At 45.1% G+C, this 17,693-nt stretch carries 18 protein-coding genes; all 18 read left to right on the plus strand.

The window, feature by feature from the left end:
• Positions 1 to 234 precede the first annotated feature (234 nt).
• The 18 genes from AZI85_RS09425 (at position 235) to AZI85_RS09510 (ending at position 17,535) form a co-directional block, all read left to right on the plus strand.
• Positions 235 to 732: an adenine phosphoribosyltransferase gene (locus tag AZI85_RS09425; RefSeq protein ID WP_063209835.1), complete on the plus strand. Its 498-nt coding sequence runs from the start codon at positions 235 to 237 to the stop codon at positions 730 to 732.
• 16 nt (positions 733 to 748) lie between these two features.
• Entirely contained in the window at positions 749 to 1,294 is a 546-nt protein-coding gene (locus AZI85_RS09430) for a 5'-methylthioadenosine/S-adenosylhomocysteine nucleosidase family protein (protein WP_063243875.1), read from the plus strand.
• Positions 1,295 to 1,442: 148 nt separating this feature from the next.
• Entirely contained in the window at positions 1,443 to 1,940 is a 498-nt protein-coding gene (locus AZI85_RS09435; protein ID WP_155723979.1) for a hypothetical protein, read from the plus strand.
• An 85-nt stretch (positions 1,941 to 2,025) separates the two neighbouring features.
• Positions 2,026 to 2,376, plus strand: coding sequence for a ribosome hibernation-promoting factor, HPF/YfiA family (gene hpf / locus AZI85_RS09440; RefSeq protein ID WP_063243831.1), 351 nt, complete (start codon positions 2,026 to 2,028; stop codon positions 2,374 to 2,376).
• Positions 2,377 to 2,468: 92 nt separating this feature from the next.
• Positions 2,469 to 3,080, plus strand: coding sequence for a hypothetical protein (locus AZI85_RS09445; RefSeq protein WP_063243832.1), 612 nt, complete (start codon positions 2,469 to 2,471; stop codon positions 3,078 to 3,080).
• A gap of 131 nt (positions 3,081 to 3,211) precedes the next feature.
• The gene (metK, locus tag AZI85_RS09450; RefSeq protein WP_081110968.1) at positions 3,212 to 4,375 is read left to right on the plus strand and encodes a methionine adenosyltransferase; all 1,164 of its coding nucleotides are present in this window, start codon (positions 3,212 to 3,214) and stop codon (positions 4,373 to 4,375) included.
• Positions 4,376 to 4,498: 123 nt separating this feature from the next.
• Entirely contained in the window at positions 4,499 to 6,298 is a 1,800-nt protein-coding gene (lepA, locus tag AZI85_RS09455; RefSeq protein ID WP_063209844.1) for a translation elongation factor 4, read from the plus strand.
• 10 nt (positions 6,299 to 6,308) lie between these two features.
• Positions 6,309 to 7,076, plus strand: coding sequence for a signal peptidase I (lepB, locus tag AZI85_RS09460; RefSeq protein ID WP_063209846.1), 768 nt, complete (start codon positions 6,309 to 6,311; stop codon positions 7,074 to 7,076).
• Positions 7,077 to 7,079: 3 nt separating this feature from the next.
• Positions 7,080 to 7,784: a signal peptidase I gene (gene lepB, locus AZI85_RS09465; protein ID WP_063243833.1), complete on the plus strand. Its 705-nt coding sequence runs from the start codon at positions 7,080 to 7,082 to the stop codon at positions 7,782 to 7,784.
• Between the two features lie 41 nt (positions 7,785 to 7,825).
• On the plus strand, positions 7,826 to 8,503 hold the full coding sequence (gene lepB, locus AZI85_RS09470) for a signal peptidase I (protein WP_063243834.1): 678 nt from the start codon (positions 7,826 to 7,828) through the stop codon (positions 8,501 to 8,503).
• 35 nt (positions 8,504 to 8,538) lie between these two features.
• The gene (locus tag AZI85_RS09475; RefSeq protein WP_063243835.1) at positions 8,539 to 9,444 is read left to right on the plus strand and encodes an aspartate carbamoyltransferase catalytic subunit; all 906 of its coding nucleotides are present in this window, start codon (positions 8,539 to 8,541) and stop codon (positions 9,442 to 9,444) included.
• Positions 9,444 to 10,508 carry a glutamine-hydrolyzing carbamoyl-phosphate synthase small subunit gene (gene carA, locus AZI85_RS09480; RefSeq protein ID WP_063243836.1) on the plus strand — a complete coding sequence of 355 codons (1,065 nt, stop codon included), beginning with the start codon at positions 9,444 to 9,446 and terminating at the stop codon, positions 10,506 to 10,508. The genes AZI85_RS09475 and carA overlap by 1 nt, the downstream gene beginning before the upstream one ends.
• Positions 10,505 to 11,152 carry a hypothetical protein gene (locus tag AZI85_RS09485; protein WP_063243837.1) on the plus strand — a complete coding sequence of 216 codons (648 nt, stop codon included), beginning with the start codon at positions 10,505 to 10,507 and terminating at the stop codon, positions 11,150 to 11,152. Before carA ends, AZI85_RS09485 begins: the two co-directional genes overlap by 4 nt.
• A gap of 12 nt (positions 11,153 to 11,164) precedes the next feature.
• Positions 11,165 to 14,359, plus strand: coding sequence for a carbamoyl-phosphate synthase large subunit (carB, locus tag AZI85_RS09490; RefSeq protein WP_063243838.1), 3,195 nt, complete (start codon positions 11,165 to 11,167; stop codon positions 14,357 to 14,359).
• A complete protein-coding gene (locus AZI85_RS09495; protein WP_063243839.1) occupies positions 14,356 to 15,243 on the plus strand; it encodes a substrate-binding domain-containing protein in 888 nt (295 codons plus the stop codon). The genes carB and AZI85_RS09495 overlap by 4 nt, the downstream gene beginning before the upstream one ends.
• 4 nt (positions 15,244 to 15,247) lie before the next feature.
• Positions 15,248 to 15,991, plus strand: coding sequence for an ABC transporter ATP-binding protein (locus AZI85_RS09500; protein ID WP_063243840.1), 744 nt, complete (start codon positions 15,248 to 15,250; stop codon positions 15,989 to 15,991).
• On the plus strand, positions 15,984 to 16,754 hold the full coding sequence (locus AZI85_RS09505) for an ABC transporter permease (RefSeq protein WP_063243841.1): 771 nt from the start codon (positions 15,984 to 15,986) through the stop codon (positions 16,752 to 16,754). The genes AZI85_RS09500 and AZI85_RS09505 overlap by 8 nt, the downstream gene beginning before the upstream one ends.
• A complete protein-coding gene (locus AZI85_RS09510) occupies positions 16,747 to 17,535 on the plus strand; it encodes a prepilin peptidase (RefSeq protein ID WP_063243842.1) in 789 nt (262 codons plus the stop codon). The genes AZI85_RS09505 and AZI85_RS09510 overlap by 8 nt, the downstream gene beginning before the upstream one ends.
• Positions 17,536 to 17,693 lie beyond the last annotated feature (158 nt).

The raw sequence follows: 17,693 nt of genomic DNA on the forward strand, positions 1-17,693 counted from the left end.
CGCTCTTCGATGGGGTTTTACCAAGCCCACCCTTCAAGCAAACTTTGTGTCTCGGTATCTACTTCGGTTCTTCTTTTCTGGAATATGAAATTCATCTTTGGTGCTTTATTAAGTCTATCTTTTTCGTGGGCTGGATCTGTTTTGGATTTGTGTTGGCTAAACTTTACTCGACAGGGTTCTGTATCTAAGATATGGCTTCGTGGTCGTTTTTCTTTTTCTGCTAGGAGATTTGCAGTGGATTTGAAGAATTTGATTCGGGATGTGCCTAATTTTCCTAAAGAGGGGATTCTTTTTCGGGATATGTCGCCGCTTTTGCAAAATCCGGAGGCGATGGATTTTGTTTCTCGGAATTTGGTGAAGGATGTGGATCTTTCGCAGATTGATTATTTTGCGGGGATTGAGTCTCGTGGGTTTATTTTGGCGGCGCATATGGCGGCGACTCATAAGAAAGGATTTCTTCCGATTCGTAAGGCGGGGAAGTTGCCTCCTCCGACTTTGAAACTTTCCTATGCCCTGGAGTATGGTTCGGCAGAGATTGAGCTTCCCTTGGGGAATTCGCGCATTATGATTATTGACGATGTTTTGGCGACCGGTGGGACTTTGCAGGCGGCTATTGATCTTAGCAAGCTTGCTGGTTATGACGTGAAAGCGGTGGCGGTTCTGGTGAACCTGACATTCTTGAATAAGATGAAATTTAATAACAAAGAGGTACATTCCCTTGTTCAATATTAAAGATGTGGCTTTGGTGATGGCTCTTCCTGGAGAGTCCCAAGGTTTTTTTGAGAAAGAAAATTTTCAGATTTACTATACGGGCATTGGTAAAGTGAACGCAGCGGCAACGGCTATGGATGTGATCCACAAAACCAAATGCAAAGTGATGATCAATCTTGGTACAGCCGGCAGCTCTAAATTTAAAACTCATGATTTAGTGGAAGTTTCGGCTTTCGTGCAAAGAGATATGGATATTTCTCCTCTGGGATTCAAAGTGGGTGAGACACCTTTTGATCCGCTTCCGGCGGGGATTGAATTGATTCCTTATTTTAATGAACTCTCTAAAGGAGTTTGTGGAACTGGTGATAGTTTTGAAACAGGTACTCCGAAAGTGGCTTGCGATTTAGTTGATATGGAAGGCTATGCACTGGCAAAAGTGTGTCGCAAAATGGGAGTTCAACTAATTTCGCTTAAGTACATTACAGACGGCGCCGATCATAATGCCCATAACGATTGGCAAGAAAATCTCGTTCACGGCGCGAGAAAACTTTTAGAGTACTACAAAAAAATGGTGACGCTTTAGTCATCGAACCATGGCTGAGGCTCTGTTGATCAGGGCTTCAGCCTTTCCAAAAAAATCTCTGCTGAAAATTTTAAAAAAATGAAGTCAGTGTCTCGAGATGAGACATGAATTTACTCATCTTTGGTCCTGGATTTCCGATAAGTTCTTCATGGAAAAGCAGCGTTCTTCATTCGTGCAGTGGGGAGTTTTATCCGTCACGGCCGTCATCGGATTAGGTTTAGGATTTGCGAAAAATCCCTTTAAAAATCGTACGCCTTCACAAAACCCTCAGGAAGTGGCGCAGTTTTATTCAAAAGCGCACCAGTATTTTGAGGCGGGAAATTTCGAAGGGGCTTTAGAAGTTTCAGAAAAAATCAAACATCCTGTTCCTCCACGATATGCGGATATCGAACAGTTGCAGCGCAAGGCGCGAGCGCAGCTCAATGAATACCAAAAGAAATTGAAGGAAGGAAAATTAAATCCCACCCACGTGGATCGTCTTCCCGCGGCGCTGCGAGATTCTTATTTCGATGCCCGCATCGAGGCGGGGCAGGGTCGTTGTCGTGCGGCTTACGATAATATGGCCCCAGTGAGTAAATATTTAAAAAATAGAGAAGACCTCGAAATTTTTAAGCGCTGTCAATTAACCCAAAATAAATCCAAGTGAGTCTCAAAATAAGGCTCATCTTTAGTCGGGTCTGGCCGATAAAGAGTTAAGGGCTGAATCAGCAGCCAATAAGGAGAAGAAAACAATGAAACTCAACTACACATTTAAGCACCTAGATCACTCCGACGCTCTTGTGACCTATACAGAGGAACGCATGGAGGAAATCGGGCGCTTTTTGCTTAGAGAAGGCTACGGCAATGTCTATTTCTCTAAAACAAAAAATGAATTCTGTGTTGAAGTTTCCATAAATACCCGGGAAAAATACTTTAAAGCCAGCGCCTTCGGCTCTGATGTTTATGGTGCCGTCGACGGTGTTGCGGAAAAACTTGAAAAACAATTCCTGAAAACAAGCAAGCAGTACAAAAATCATAAAAAGCCGGAGCTTTCAAAAGAGGGTCGTTTGGATCAAGCGATTCGCTTCAAAAAAGCAGCTTGATCTTTCTTGGTTAATAAACGAGATTTTATGGAACAACGACAGGGTGGTTTTAAACCGCCCTGTTTTTTTATCCGGCACGTTTTTGGAATAATATGAACACACCTGATTCTCATCACTATTGGGAGAGTATTCTTTTTTCTGCGACCACGGTCACGGACGATAAAATGACTCTCCTTTATAAATACCGCCTCTTACTTTTGATCACCCTGATCACGGGCTTGTTGATGTGGACGTATTCGTTCATTTCGATTTTCTTCGTTCAAGGTAAAACTTTGGGTATGATCGGCGTGACGTGTTCCACGATCCATTTACTTTCTCCGGTGGTATATAGACTGACCAAATCGATGACGGTCGCGGCCTACAACATGGTGATCGCCGGCATGATCTTCCAATTTTCCTTTTCGTTTTATACCGGCGGATTTTATTCTCCGACTCTTATTTGGTTTGCGATTCTTCCGCTGATCGTGGGTCTTCTGACCAATAAAATTCATGCGGCCGTTTGGACCCTGATCTGCGCGGCGGCCTACGTAACCATGTTTTTCCTTGAAGAGGCGGGCTGGGTGCCAGAGTCTTCTCTTTCAGAGCTAGGGCGTACGTTAGCTCAGTTCATGATTGGTTTGGGTCTCATTGGTTTGGTCGGCGGTTTCACCTTATTCTTCTTAGAGCTGAGCTATTTTTATTACCACAAACCCAAGGGTTCTTGACCCCTTTTGAGTCGTTTGGTAGGTTGGCCGTTCGCTAAATGCGAAGGGCATTTAGGATGGTTTGAGGTTATACTTTTCAAGGCCTCAAGCCGAGCTCATTAACACCTTTCTCTAATGAGGAAACGAAAGCAGTGAAAAACTACCTTTTTACGAGCGAATCCGTATCTGAGGGGCATCCCGACAAAATGGCAGACCAAATTTCCGATGGCATCTTGGATGCGATCTTGGCTCAAGATCCCAAGGGCCGTGTTGCCTGCGAAACTTTGCTAACAACGGGTTTGGTTGTTGTTGGTGGCGAAATCACAACATCAGCGAAAGTGAACTTCTCTGAAGTCGCTCGTGACGTTGTAAAACGCATTGGTTATGACCATTCTGACAAAGGTTTCGACTATAAAACTTGCGGCGTGATGATCGCCGTGGGTCAGCAATCTCCCGATATCGCTGTCGGCGTGAAAGAGACTTTGTCTGACGATCAAGGTGCGGGCGACCAAGGCTTGATGTTCGGTTATGCCGTGAATGAAACTCCGGAATTGATGCCTCTTTCTATCGCAATGTCTCACAAACTTGTGAAAGACCTTGCGCAACTTCGTAAAGACGGTCGTGTGGACTGGTTGCGCCCGGATGCAAAATCCCAAGTGACTGTGCAATACGAAAACGGCATTGCAAAACGCATTGATGCTGTTGTTATTTCCACTCAACACTCTGACAGCGTTTCTAACGCCACAATCAAAGAATTTATCACTGAAGAGTTGATCAAAAAATCCATCCCAGGAAACTGGATTGATGCGAAAACAAAATTCTTCATCAATCCAACCGGCCGTTTCGTAACGGGTGGCCCTATGGGTGATGCGGGTCTAACAGGTCGTAAGATCATCGTTGATACTTACGGCGGCCATGGTGCCCACGGTGGTGGAGCGTTCTCTGGTAAAGATCCTTCGAAGGTAGACCGTTCTGCGGCTTACGCATCACGTCATATTGCTAAAAACATCGTGGGTGCGGGCTTGGCTGACAGATGTTTGGTTCAAGTGGCGTACGCAATCGGCGTGGCAGAACCTGTGAGCATTACTGTGAACGATTACGGAACAAGCAAAGTTGGACCGGAAGTGCTTGAAAAAGCCGTTCGTCAGGTTTTCGATCTTCGCCCGGCAAGAATTACGAAAGAATTGGATCTATTACGTCCAATCTACAGTAAAACAGCAGCTTACGGCCATTTTGGTCGTAATGAAGAAGGTTTCACTTGGGAAAAACTCAACAAAGTGGACCAATTGAAAGACGCTGTTAGCACGCTAAAGTAAGCCCTAGCGAAATCCCGGCAAAATAAAGCGGGAAGCGGAAAAAAAGCTTAATCATTGCGCCGAGTTGTCTCTAGCAACTCGGCGCTTCTTTTATATAATGGGCGCACGAAAAAAAGAGGCTCAATGGATCCTAAGTTTATACGAAATTTCTCTATCATTGCTCATATCGACCACGGTAAATCAACGTTGGCGGATGGACTTCTTACTGCCACCGGGGCGCTTTCTGATCGAGAAAAAAAGGATCAGTTTCTAGACAACATGGAGCTAGAACGTGAACGTGGTATCACGATCAAAGCACAAACTGTCTGCCTTGATTTTAAATCTAAAGATGGCAACACCTATCAAATCAACTTAATCGATACACCGGGGCACGTGGACTTCTCTTACGAAGTGTCGCGTTCTTTAGCGGCGTGTGAAGGTGCCATTCTTGTTGTCGATGCGGCTCAAGGGGTGGAAGCACAAACTTTAGCCAACGTATACTTAGCTCTAGAAAATAATCTAGAGATCATTCCTGTTCTTAATAAAATCGATCTTCCTTCTGCAGATCCAGAGGGTGTGGCAAAACAAATCGAAGACACTGTGGGCTTGGACTGCACGGGTATCATCCACGCTTCCGCGAAAGAAAAAATCGGTATCACCGATATTCTTGAAGCTATCGTTGAAAAAGTTCCGCCACCGAAAGCAGATCGCTCGCTCACTCCGCGCGCTTTGATTTTTGACTCTTGGTTTGATGCTTACCAGGGCGTGGTCGTTCTGGTTCGTGTTATGGATGGAGCGATCAAAAAGGGCGACAAGATCAAGTTCATGGCCACAGACCGTGATTACGAAGTTTTGCGCATGGGTAAATACAAACCATTCCCTGCAATGCAAGATACTTTAGAAGCGGGCGAAGTGGGTTTCATTATCTGCGGTATCAAAGATATCCGTGACGTTCAAGTGGGTGACACTGTGACGTCGGCAAAGCATCCAGCGACAGAGCCTTTAGCGGGCTTCCAAAGAATCAAACCGATGGTTTTTGCCGGTATCTTCCCGGTGGTTGCTTCAGAATACGAAAACTTGAAGGATGCCTTAGATAAACTTTGCCTGAATGACTCCTCATTGACGTTTGAAATCGAAAAATCGGCGGCGTTGGGCTTTGGCTATCGTTGTGGTTTCTTGGGTCTTCTTCATATGGAGATCGTGCAAGAGCGTTTGGAGCGTGAGTTCAATCTTGATCTCATCACGACAGCGCCAACGGTTGTTTACCGAATTACCAAAACAGACGGCACAGAGTTGATGTTGGAAAATCCTTCGGGAATGCCAGCGGAAACTCAAATCGTAAAATTCGAAGAGCCGTACGTAAAAGTAACCTTGCATACTCCGACAGACTACATCGGCGGTATCCTGAAGCTTTGCGAAGATAAACGTGGTATCCAATTGAAAATGGAATACGTCACCGATAAAAAAGTCATCATCGAGTACAAGCTGCCGATGAATGAAATGGTGATGGATTTCTATGACCGCTTGAAATCAATTTCTAAAGGGTATGCTTCTTTGGAATATGAATTCATCGGTTTTGAAGAATCCGACCTGGTTAAGTTGGATATTTTGATCAACGGCGAAGCTATCGATGCTCTGTCTTTGATCGTTCACCGTTCTAAAGCTCAGAACCGTGGCCGTTTGTTAGCAGAGAAGATGAAAGAATTGATCCCTCGCCAACAATATCAAGTTGCGATTCAAGCAGCGATCGGTGCGAAGATTATTGCTCGTGAAACCTTGGGTGCGATCAGAAAAGACGTGACCGCGAAGTGTTATGGTGGTGATATTTCTCGTAAGCGTAAACTGTTGGAGAAGCAGAAAGAGGGTAAAAAGCGCATGAAGGCCATCGGCCATGTGGAAGTCCCTCAAGAAGCCTTCCTAGCAATCCTCAAAGTCGAAGACTAAGGAGATCAGCATGACAAACAACAAGAATGGCTGGAACTGGCGCACGAAATACTTTTGGACTGAAGGTTGGGGATCCCTTTTCCTGGCCGTGTTCATTGCTCTTTTCATCCGCTGGGGATTTATCGAAGCTTATGTGATCCCTTCGGGCTCTATGCTTCCTTCCTTGTTGATTCATGACCATATCTTCGTGAACAAGCTGACTTACGGTTTGCGTGTTCCATTTAGCGAAAACTGGCTGGTTAAATTTAACGAACCGGTGCGTGGCGAAGTGATTGTCTTTAAATACCCTAAAGACATGAGCACGTTCTTCATCAAACGTATCGTGGGTGAGCCTGGCGATAAGATTTACTATGAAAACGGCACTCTTTATATCAACGACAAACCAGTTGATAAAAAAGTTCCGGCGAACATGGACGACTTCAACTGGCTGCGCGATGCGGATTTCCAACGTGACGGAAATATCAACGACAGCAAAGAAAACTACGTCGAGTTCACCGAAGATCTTCCAGGTGGAAAAAACCACGCGATTCTTCTTCGCAAAGGTGACATTTATGAAACTTTCGGACCGGTGACGGTGCCGCCTGATCACTTATTTGTGATGGGTGACAACCGTATGAATTCTTCGGATGGTCGCGTTTGGGGTTTCTTACCTAAGCAGAATATTTTGGGTCGTGCGATGTTCGTATGGCTTTCTTGTGAAGAGACGATTCCGGCATTGCCATTCCTGTGCAATCCTTTGACGATCCGCTGGGGACGTTTCTTCCATCCTGTTAATTAGTTGATGAATAAAAACGGCGAAACACGCAATTTAAAAGGAACGTGGAATCAAGCGATTCTAACGTTCCTTTTTCCTATTTTGCTGGTGATGGGACTTCGTTGGGCTTTGATTGAGCCCTTTGTGATTCCGTCTGGAAGTATGATTCCCAATCTTTTAGTGCATGATCATATCCTGGTAAAAAAACTTGCCTATGGATTGCACGTTCCGTTTAGCAACGAGTGGCTTTTGCAATGGGATCAGCCGAAGCGTGGTGATATCGTTGTTTTTAAGTATCCTGAAAATCCTGATGTTTATTATATCAAGCGGCTTATTGGTCTTCCCGGCGACAACGTCGAGGTGCAAAGTGGCCGAATCACTCTGAATGGTGAAAAGCTACCGTTAAGCTCATTTGAGGATCCTCAAGGCGAAAACGGTTTTCACTATTTTCAAGAAACTCTCGACGGCCAAAAACACATCGTTCGTTTTCTTTACGAAGAAAACACCGGTGAAGTCCAAGTTTTCAAAGTGCCCGAAAATCAGTACTTCTTTATGGGAGACAACCGCGATCAATCCAGTGACTCGCGTTTTTGGGGCTTTGTTAAAAATGACTACATCGTCGGAAAAGCTTGGATGATCTGGCTTTCCTGCAACAGCACTTTGCCGACAATGACATTCGTCTGTGATCCCTCACAGATTCGTTTCAATCGCCTTTTCCAAAAACTCCAATAAAAAACCTTTTCGCACCACTTCGGATTAGGTAGCATTTAGGCATGAATCGTTGGCGTGAGTATTTGACCACATTAATTCTTGCAGTCGTTTGTGCCCTGGTTGTGCGCAATTTTTTGGTCACGGCTTACAAAGTGCCAACGGGTTCCATGCAGCCCACTTTAAAGCCAGGCGATTTTATTTTTTCTTCGCGCATTTCTTATGGCTTTCCGATCCCTTTTTCACAACAACGATGGGGAGCCACTTTGCCCGAACGCGGGGACTTAGTGGTTTTTAATTATCCCAATCAACCTGGCGTTACTTATGTGAAACGAGTTGTAGGATTGCCGGGAGACCGCGTTCAAATCGTCAAAGGGCGTTTGGTTTTGAATGATGAAGCTTTGAAATACGAAAAAGCTCAGGAAGTTCCCGGCGACAATCCCAATCCAGAGCTTTTTGATATCTATGAAGAAATCACTCCTGAAAAAACCTGGAAAGTGATTTTCCAAAAACAACCGGAAGAAAAAGATTTCGGCCCCCTGGTTGTGCCTCCGGGAGAAGTCTTTTTATTGGGCGACAATCGTGACGCAAGTGACGACTCGCGCTATTGGGGAACAGTTCCGATGCCTCAAGTGATCGGCCGAGTCGTGTTTATTTGGCTCTCGCTGGATTGGCAACGCAAATGGGGCGGTGATCGTTATCCTTCAGTGCGTTGGCAAAGAGTTTTTTCCACGGTGTATTGACATCTATTTGGCCGGGCCATAGGCTTGGGTTCTAGATGTCATCTAGAAACAATAAATCCATTCTTGATCTTCGTTCCCTTGAAAAAACAAAAATCGACTTTCTATTCTCTGTGGCGGACAAGATTGCTGCCTTTGACAAGGCGTTGACCTTTGAGGGCTTCGGAAAATCCGGAGCCCTTTTGTTTTTTGAGGCGAGCACTCGCACAAGAATGAGTTTTGAAACCGCTTGCGCTCGTTGGGGGATTTATCCTCTTCGTCTTGATGGAAAATCGGGCACTAGCTTAGAAAAAGGCGAGACTTACGAAGACACGGTTTTGAATGTGGACGCGATGAAGCCGTCATTCTTAGTGATTCGTTGCGGAGACGATTTAGATTTAGAAGACCTCGCAAAAAAAGTTCAAGCGCCCATCCTGAATGCGGGTTGGGGAAAGAAAGGTCATCCGACGCAAGCTCTGTTGGATGCCTACACTATCCGTAAGCATTTAGGAACTTGCCAGGGGCAAAAGGTCTTAATCGTCGGTGATGTTCGTCACAGTCGTGTGGCTTCCTCGCATTTTGAACTGGCTGAAAAACTGGGTTACGAAGTGGCTTTGTGTGGCCCCTCTGAATTCTTACCGGAAAATCCAAAATGCAAGGTATTCTCTTCCTTGAAGGAAGGGCTTTCTTGGGCGACGGTGGCGATGGCGTTACGTGTGCAGCTTGAACGTCATTCAGCAAAATATTCTTTATCTGATTATCGCGATCAATATGGGTTTACTTCGAAGAATTTGCAGTCATTGTCTGCGAAGGCTTTGATCATGCATCCAGGTCCGATCAATCAGGGGACTGAACTTGACAGCGAAGTTTTGCAAGATCCTCGCTGCCAAGTTTTGGATCAAGTTTCTAATGGAGTTTTAATTCGCCAAGCCATCGTGTATGCGACGGTCACGGAGGGGAAATAATGAAGGGTTATCTCGTACTTGAAAGTGGTGAAGTTTACGCAGGTCTTTGGCAAGGTGGTGAAAATCGCGCCGGAGAAGTTGTATTCAACACATCTCATTCTGGTTACGAAGAAATCGCAACGGATCCCTCCTACTTCACGCAAATCGTGGTGATGACAGCCCCCATGCAAGGTAATTACGGCGTTGAAGACGATGTCTGGGAGTCCAATCGCCTTTGGATCGAAGGTTTTATCTGCCTAGAGATTCAAGATACCGAGCGTGACCAGGCGTGGAAGAAGCGTCTGACTGAAAATAAAATTCCTCTCTTAACTGAAATTGATACCCGCAACTTGGTTCTGCGTTTACGCCAAGGTGGAACTCCTTGGGGAGCTCTTGTTCAGGCGACTTCTGAAACGGACGCTCGTCAAAAAGCGGAAGCTCTGATTGCAGAGAAAAAGAAAATGGACAAAGACTGGGTTTATCTCGCTTCTCGTAAAGAAGCAGAAACCCGTCGCGGCGACAACATGGTCGGTCCTCGTGTCGCAGTTCTTGATTTTGGCAGTAAAGAAAATATCCTTCGTGAATTGCAACAGCGTTGCTCGGAAATCCGCATTTTTAACAGCCGTTCCACGGTGCAAGAGATCATGGACTACAATCCAGACGGAATCATGCTCACGAACGGTCCCGGCGATCCGGCGGACGTGAAAATGGCAGCGGGAACTATTCGTGAACTGATCGGCGTCAAACCGATCTTTGGAATCTGCATGGGGCACCAGGTTTTGGGGCTCGCTTTAGGGGCTAAAACCTATAAATTGAAGTTTGGCCATCGCGGAAGCAACCATCCTATTCGCGACACTCTGCTTAATCAGATTTACATGAGCAGTCAGAACCATGGATATGCTGTTGAAGCCAGCAGTTTGCCTGCGGACGCGCAAGTCACCCACACCAACTTAAATGATGGCACTGTGGCAGGTTTTTATAGTGAAAAGAACAAGTATTTAGGAATACAATATCACCCTGAAAGTTGCCCAGGACCGCATGAAGCTTCCGGGCTGTTTAGTTTCTTTATTGAGCGGATGATATGAACGAATACGAAAAACTGATTGAAAAAATTCTGAATCACTTTGTCAGCGACTCTTTCAAAGATGAATTAGTCATGGCTAAAAAAGAGTTCTTCGATAACGCCGGAACTCTAGATGAAAACTCAGAGCACTACGAATCCCGTATGGCTCAGTTTTATGATTGGTATTTTTTCACTCGCGAGCTGAAAGGTTTCGGACAGACTCCTTTGGATGCTTGTTTGCTGGTGCGCGAGCTGCGCTTTTCTGACGAAGAACTAAAAACTTTGGAAGTTCTTAAGCAGCACCGTCATTCTATTTTTGAGTTTATCAAAATCAAAAACGGCGACGTTTATATCAAAGATCTATTGGCGAATAAAAAGCTGATCGTGAAGCAGTCGTCTTATGTTTTTGGTTTTGATCCCGACGAGCTTTTTGAAGTGCGTTTGATTCCTCACGGGGATTCTTATGTTTTCACACGCGGTTTCTGCTTCCATCCAGAAAGTGCGAAGAAGTTTATCTTGAGCGAAGTGAAACGCCATCGCAAGGATCCGGATTTGGATCCTGATATGTTGATGCTTCGCTTGATTAAAATGCGTTATAAATTTGAACAGTACAAACATGTAAGGCCTGAAATGATTTACTCCAATGAGGGGAAATTAGGCATTTAAAAGGGGGAAAGAGTGTCGCGTAAGTCCAGCCTAAAACGGGTATTAATTATTGGATCTGGACCCATCGTAATTGGACAAGCCTGTGAGTTTGATTACTCCGGCACTCAAGCCTGTAAGGCTCTGATGAAAGAAGGATTGGAAGTTATTCTTGTAAACTCCAATCCGGCGACCATCATGACAGACCCCGAAATCGCTACTCGCGTGTACGTTGAACCTCTGAAGGTCGACTATCTAGAAAAAATCATCGAAAAAGAAAAGCCAGATGCCGTCATTCCCACACTGGGAGGACAAACGGCTTTGAACTTAGCGCTGGATCTTCACGCTAAAGGCATTCTGCAAAAACACAAAGTGCAATTGTTAGGCGCGACTCCCGAAGTGATCAAAGCCGGAGAAGACCGCGAAATCTTCCGCGGCCTTCTAGATAAAATCGGCGCACGCTATCCGAAAAGTCACTTGGTTCGCACATTCGAGCATGGAATGCAAATCGCCGAAGATCTTGGTTACCCGATGATCCTTCGTCCGAATTACACTTTGGGCGGTGGCGGAGGTGGGATTGCTTACTCTCCTGAAGAATATAAAAAGATGTTAGTGACAGCTCTTCACGAAAGCCCGACGTCGGAAGTTTTGGTTGAAGAAAGCATCTTGGGTTGGAAAGAGTTTGAACTTGAAGTGATGCGCGATCACAAAGGAACCTTCGTTGTTGTTTGTAGCATCGAAAACTTGGATCCGTGCGGCGTGCACACCGGCGACAGTATTACGGTCGCTCCTCAACAAACATTGAGCGATCGTGAATACCAACACATGCGTGATGAAGCTTGCAAAATCATCAACGAAGTCGGCATTCAAACGGGTGGGGCCAACATTCAATTTGCGGTTCATCCAACCACGCGTGAACGCGTCGTGATTGAGATGAATCCGCGAGTCAGTCGCTCTTCTGCGCTTGCAAGTAAAGCCACTGGATTTCCTATCGCAAAGATCGCAGCCTTGCTCGCCATCGGTTACAGTCTTGATGAACTTCAGAATGACATCACAAAAGTAACGCCTTCTTGTTACGAGCCGGCACTTGATTACGTTGTCACTAAGATCCCTCGTTTTGCATTTGAAAAATTCCCAGGTTCGAAAGACTCTTTGACGACCCAGATGAAAAGCGTCGGTGAAGTCATGGGGATCGGTAGAACTTTGCAAGAATCCCTGATGAAAGCTTTAGCGAGTTTAGAAAAAAATCCGCAAGGCATTCCCGAAGTGGCTTTGGAAATCGGAAAAGTCTCTTACCCCAACAGCCAGCGTATTTACCATCTTTTCCAGGCCTTCCGTGACGGAAAAACTGTGGCCGAGATCGAAGATCTAACGCGTATTAATCCCTACTTCCTAGAGCAGATTGATGCGTTGATTAAGTTTGAAGCAAAAATTAAAAAAGACTTCAACGAAGGCAATGCAGATCTCTTATTAGCCGCAAAAAGAAAAGGTTTTACAGACGCTCGAATCGCGGCTTTGACTGGTAAAAAAGAAACCGACGTTCGCGCTCTTCGTGAAAAGCACGGCGTTTTACCGAAATACCAACAAGTCGACACTTGTGCCGGCGAGTTTGAATCCACAACTCCTTATTTCTATTCTTCTTATTGGCCTTCTGTATCCGCAAAAGTAGATGCTCCGAATGCCGTCGTTGTTATTGGCAGCGGTCCGAATCGCATTGGACAAGGAATCGAATTCGACTATAGCTGCGTGCGGGGAGTGAAAGCGTTCCAAAAAGCGGGCAGCAAAGTCGTGATGGTTAACTCCAACCCAGAAACTGTGTCTACCGACTACGACACTTCGGACGTTCTTTTCTTTGAACCGCTAACGGCAGAAAGTCTTTCAGAAATTATGCGCTTTATGAAACCGATGGGATTTGTGGCTCAATTAGGCGGACAAACTCCCATCAACGTGGCTCCAGAATTAGTCAAAGCGGGATTCAAGCTTTTAGGTTCGTCACTGGAAACTATCGATCTTGCTGAAGATCGCGGATTATTCTCTAAAATCTGCCGCGAGTTGAACTTTGAGATTCCCAATTCTGCCATGGCCGGATCGGTTGTCGAAGCACTTCAACATGAGGAAGCTGTCGGTTATCCTATGATTTGTCGTCCCAGCTATGTTTTGGGCGGTCGTCGTATGGAAGTAATTGAAAGTCGTGACGAGCTTCTTTCTTACTTCCAAAGACACAAAGATTATATCTCTGCTGACAAACCTTGTTTGATGGATCAGTTTCTTGCCGGAGCTCTTGAAGTCGACGTGGATTTAGTTCGCGGTCAAGATTGGACTGTCGTCGGCGGAGTGGTTGAACATATCGAAGCCGCCGGAGTTCACTCTGGTGACTCGATGGGCGTTTTACCTCCTCATCGCTTAAAACCTGAAACTTGTGAACGCATTGAAGATCTAAGCAAACGCTTAGCTGATCGTATCGGGGTTATTGGTCATTTGAACTTACAATTGGCCGTGAAAAACGATGTGGTCTTCATGCTCGAAGCCAATCCGCGCAGCTCTCGATCTGTCCCTTTCGTGGCAAAAGCTACAAGCATCCCACTGATTGATTTGGGTGTGGCGGCGATGCTAGGTAAAAAGAAGAAAGATTTAAAACTCGATAATTTGAAGTGGAGAAACACGCAAACCGTATCGGTTAAAGGTGTGGTGTTCCCATTCAAAAAATTCCCAGAGGCTGATTCCTTGTTGGGTCCAGAAATGAAATCCACGGGTGAATCTATGGGCCGCGGAAAAAATTATTCTGAAGCTCTGTCCAAGGCTTTCCTTTCAAGTAACATAAGACTTCCAAAGATGGGTCAGGTCTTTTTCTCTCTTCGTGATAAAGACAAAGAGGGAATGCTTTCTTTAGCAAAAGAACTACAAAGAATGGGTTACGGCGTTTCTGCAACGACGGGAACGGCAACCTTCTTCAACGATCACGGTGTGAACTGTCTGTCGTTAAGAAAAGTCGATGAAGGCCGTCCTCACTGCGTGGATAAAATCCGCTCGGGTGAAGTGGCATTCGTGATCAATACGACGTCGGGTCGACGCGCGATCGAAGCCAGCTTCGACATTCGTCGAGCTTGCACGGATTACAATATCCCTTGTCTAACGGAAAGTGATGCCGCTGAAGCCTTCGTTCTTGCTTTGAAAAATGAAAGAAATGAGTCATCATCTGTCGAGGCCCTGACCCCGATGGAGGAATTTTGAAAAGACTTATTCTAGGACTTTGTACGCTGTTGGTTTTTTCAACTGTTCAAGCTGCAGAAACTAATGGTGCGGAAGCCAATCCACCTGCGATCACCATCGGTGTGATTCCAGGTGGAAATCCAGAAATTCTCAGAGAACAAAGTTTGGCTCTTGCCAAAGAGCTGCAATCCAAGCTCAGCATTCCCGTAAATATCTATGTTTCAAAAAATTACGAAGGTTTGATCGAGGCCATGAAGACGAAGAAAGTGGACTTCGCCTTTTTCTCTTCGATGACGTACGTAGTTGCGGAACAACAAGCCCAAGCCAAAGTTCTGCTTAAAAAAGTATGGCACAATCCCTATTATTTTTCGGCCATTATTACGCCTGAAAAATCGGGGATTAAGAAACTCAAAGACCTTAAAGGGAAACGCATCGCTTTTGTGGATGATAAATCTTCTTCAGGCTACCTTTATCCACGAGTGGCGCTAAGAAAAGCGGGTCTTAAAGACAAAGATTTTAAGGAAGTTGCATTCACAGGAAATCATCAAGCCTCCATTCAATTCTTGGAAGCCAAAAAAGTCGAAGCCGCGGCTGTCTTCAGTGATGACGACAAGGGTGAACAAGGTGCGTGGAAGCTTTTTGCCACGGATAAAAAGGCAAAATATCGTGTGCTGTGGATGAGTGCTCCGATTCCAAATGACCCTTTCTGTGTTCGTCAGGATTTTTATGACCTTTATCCGAAGGCGACCCACACTTTGATGTTCACGCTCATCGATATTTTGGAATCCTTGCAAGATAAAAACACTTACTCAGAAATTTTAGGGACTCGCGACTTGATGCCTGCCACTTCTAAACAGTATGATCCTGTTAGGGAGATGGTAAAAGCACTTGAGCTTAAACCTTAAATTCATGTCAGTACTTACAGTCCGTAAGCTAAATAAGACGTTTAAAGGCGGTCTCTTTGAAAAAGATCGCCACGTTCTTCGTGACGTGAGCTTTTCTTTGCCCGAAGGACAAACTTCGGGCTTTGTCGGCAGCAATGGTTCCGGCAAAACCACTTCTATCAAATGCATCTTTGATTTCATTCGGCCCGATAGCGGCGAAATTCTTTTTTTCGGTAAGCCCTTAAGTAGCGAAAGCAAGACCCGTATTGGTTATTTGCCTGAACGCCCGTACCTTTACGAGTTTCTGACGGGCATGGAGTTTTTAAAACTTCATTGGAATCTTTGTTATGGTTCGTCACTGAAAGATTTTTACGAACGCGCTCATGAAGCGCTAAAAAAAGTCGATCTGATGGAAGCAAAGGACCGCCGTTTGCGCACATACTCTAAGGGGATGTTGCAAAGAATCGGAATTGCGCAAGCGATTCTAACTCGCCCGGAACTTCTTATTCTCGATGAGCCGATGTCTGGTTTGGATCCTGATGGTCGCGCCATGGTGAAAGATATTCTACGCGAAGAACAAAAACGTGGGGTCACGCTTTTCTTTAGCAGTCACCTGCTTCAGGATATGGAAGAGCTTTGCAGTCATCTCGTCGTCATCAATCGCGGGCAAATTCTTTATGATGGTGTTTTAAGCTCCTTCATGTCGGAATTCCAAAGCCTGGAGCGTGCTTTCTCTGTCCTTAAAGGCAAGGAGGAAGCTCATGGCTAAGGTGTGGGCTTTGGCTCGAACCACATTAAGAGAAATGTTGCGAGAGCGTGTGTTCCTAGTCGTGGTTCTTATCGCGGTGGCACTTTTAGGTCTGAGCTTTCTTTTGGGTGCCTTATCTTTCGCCGAACAACAAAAAATTCTGACTGACTTCGGTTTTCTTGCGATCCAAGTGGCCGCGTTAGGTGTTTCTCTTTTTTCAGGTTCTTATCTGCTTTCAAAAGAAATAGAAAAACAAACCTGTTTGTTGATTTTATCTCGGCCCGTCAGCCGTGATCAATTCATCTTAGGTAAGTTATTGGGCGTTCTTGCACTCAATACACTTTTGATCGGTGCTTTGGCTTTGCTTTTGTGCGCGCTTTTAGGTCTTTGGAAAACTCCGGAAGTCTTAGGTACCTACGCCGTCATCTGTTTAAGTTTATGGTTTGAAAGTGCCATCATTCTTTGCTTAGTCATTTGTTTCAGTCTTATCGTCCGTCCCGTCCTCGCATTAGGTGCGGGCGTGATGGTGTTCTTATTAGGTCATTGGCTTGGCGATCTTTCTTTTTTTGCAGAAAAAAGCAAAGAGGCTCTTTTCATTCAAGCGGTTCAAGTTTTCCATTGGATCACTCCCAATTTTTACCGCATGAACTGGAAGTCTTTTTACTTTCTGGAAAATGGCATCCCGGCTCAAAATATTGTTTGGATGGTGGCGCACATGAGCGGGTGGGCGCTTTTATTAGTTTTAATTACGAATTTCTTCTTCAGGAGAAAAGACATTGTTTGATCAGGACGTTTTCTTTCTTATTGTCTTCTTTATTCTGGGTGCCATTTTCGGAAGTTTCGGTAACGTTGTTATTTACCGACTTCCCAAAGAAGAAAGTGTCGTCAAACCTCGTAGCTATTGTTACAACTGCAAAAAAACCATTAAATGGTACGACAACATCCCTATTCTGAGTTGGTTTATCCTGCGTGGCCGTTGCCGTAACTGTGGTGCCAAATTTTCTTTCCGTTATCCTTTGGTCGAAATCATCATGGCGTCGCTTTTTGCTCTCAGTTACCACTATGTGGGTTTTTCTTGGTCATTACTTGAGTATTTGATTTTCATCTTCGGCTTGGTGGTTTGCACCTTCATCGACTTCGATCATATGATCTTGCCTGATGAGTTCACTCTTTCCGGCATCGTGATCGGGCTTGTCGGAGCCGCTTTGAATCCTCACCGCGAATTTATGGACGCTCTTTTAGGAGTTCTGATGGGCGGCGGATTCTTGTGGGGAATGGCCTATGTCTATTACCTACTCACAAAAAATGAAGGTATGGGTGGGGGAGACATCAAACTTCTAGCTTGGATCGGCGCTCTTTTAGGGTGGAAGGCCATTCCTTTCGTCATCATGTCATCTGCCATCGTGGGAAGTGTGGTCGGCATCATCATGTCGAGAAAGCAGAAAGCTGGACTAAAGACGGTGATTCCTTTCGGTCCTTATCTAGCGTTAGGCGCGATCTTCTATCTTTTTGGCGGTGAAACAATCGCTCTTTGGTACTTTGATCTCTTCTTACCGGGAGTCTAGCTTCGGCTAGACTTAGGACTATAAGCTCATATTCATCTGATTTGCTAGACCCCTTATTTGACATTCACGTTTCAACCAGAAATAATTTTATTATTTAGGACTTGTGTCTAAAGGACGTAAGTCTTTGAAAATACATCTGGTAGATACAACTGGGGAAG

It is taken from the genome of Bdellovibrio bacteriovorus, from assembly GCF_001592755.1.
Classification (GTDB): Bacteria; Bdellovibrionota; Bdellovibrionia; order Bdellovibrionales; family Bdellovibrionaceae; genus Bdellovibrio; species Bdellovibrio bacteriovorus_E.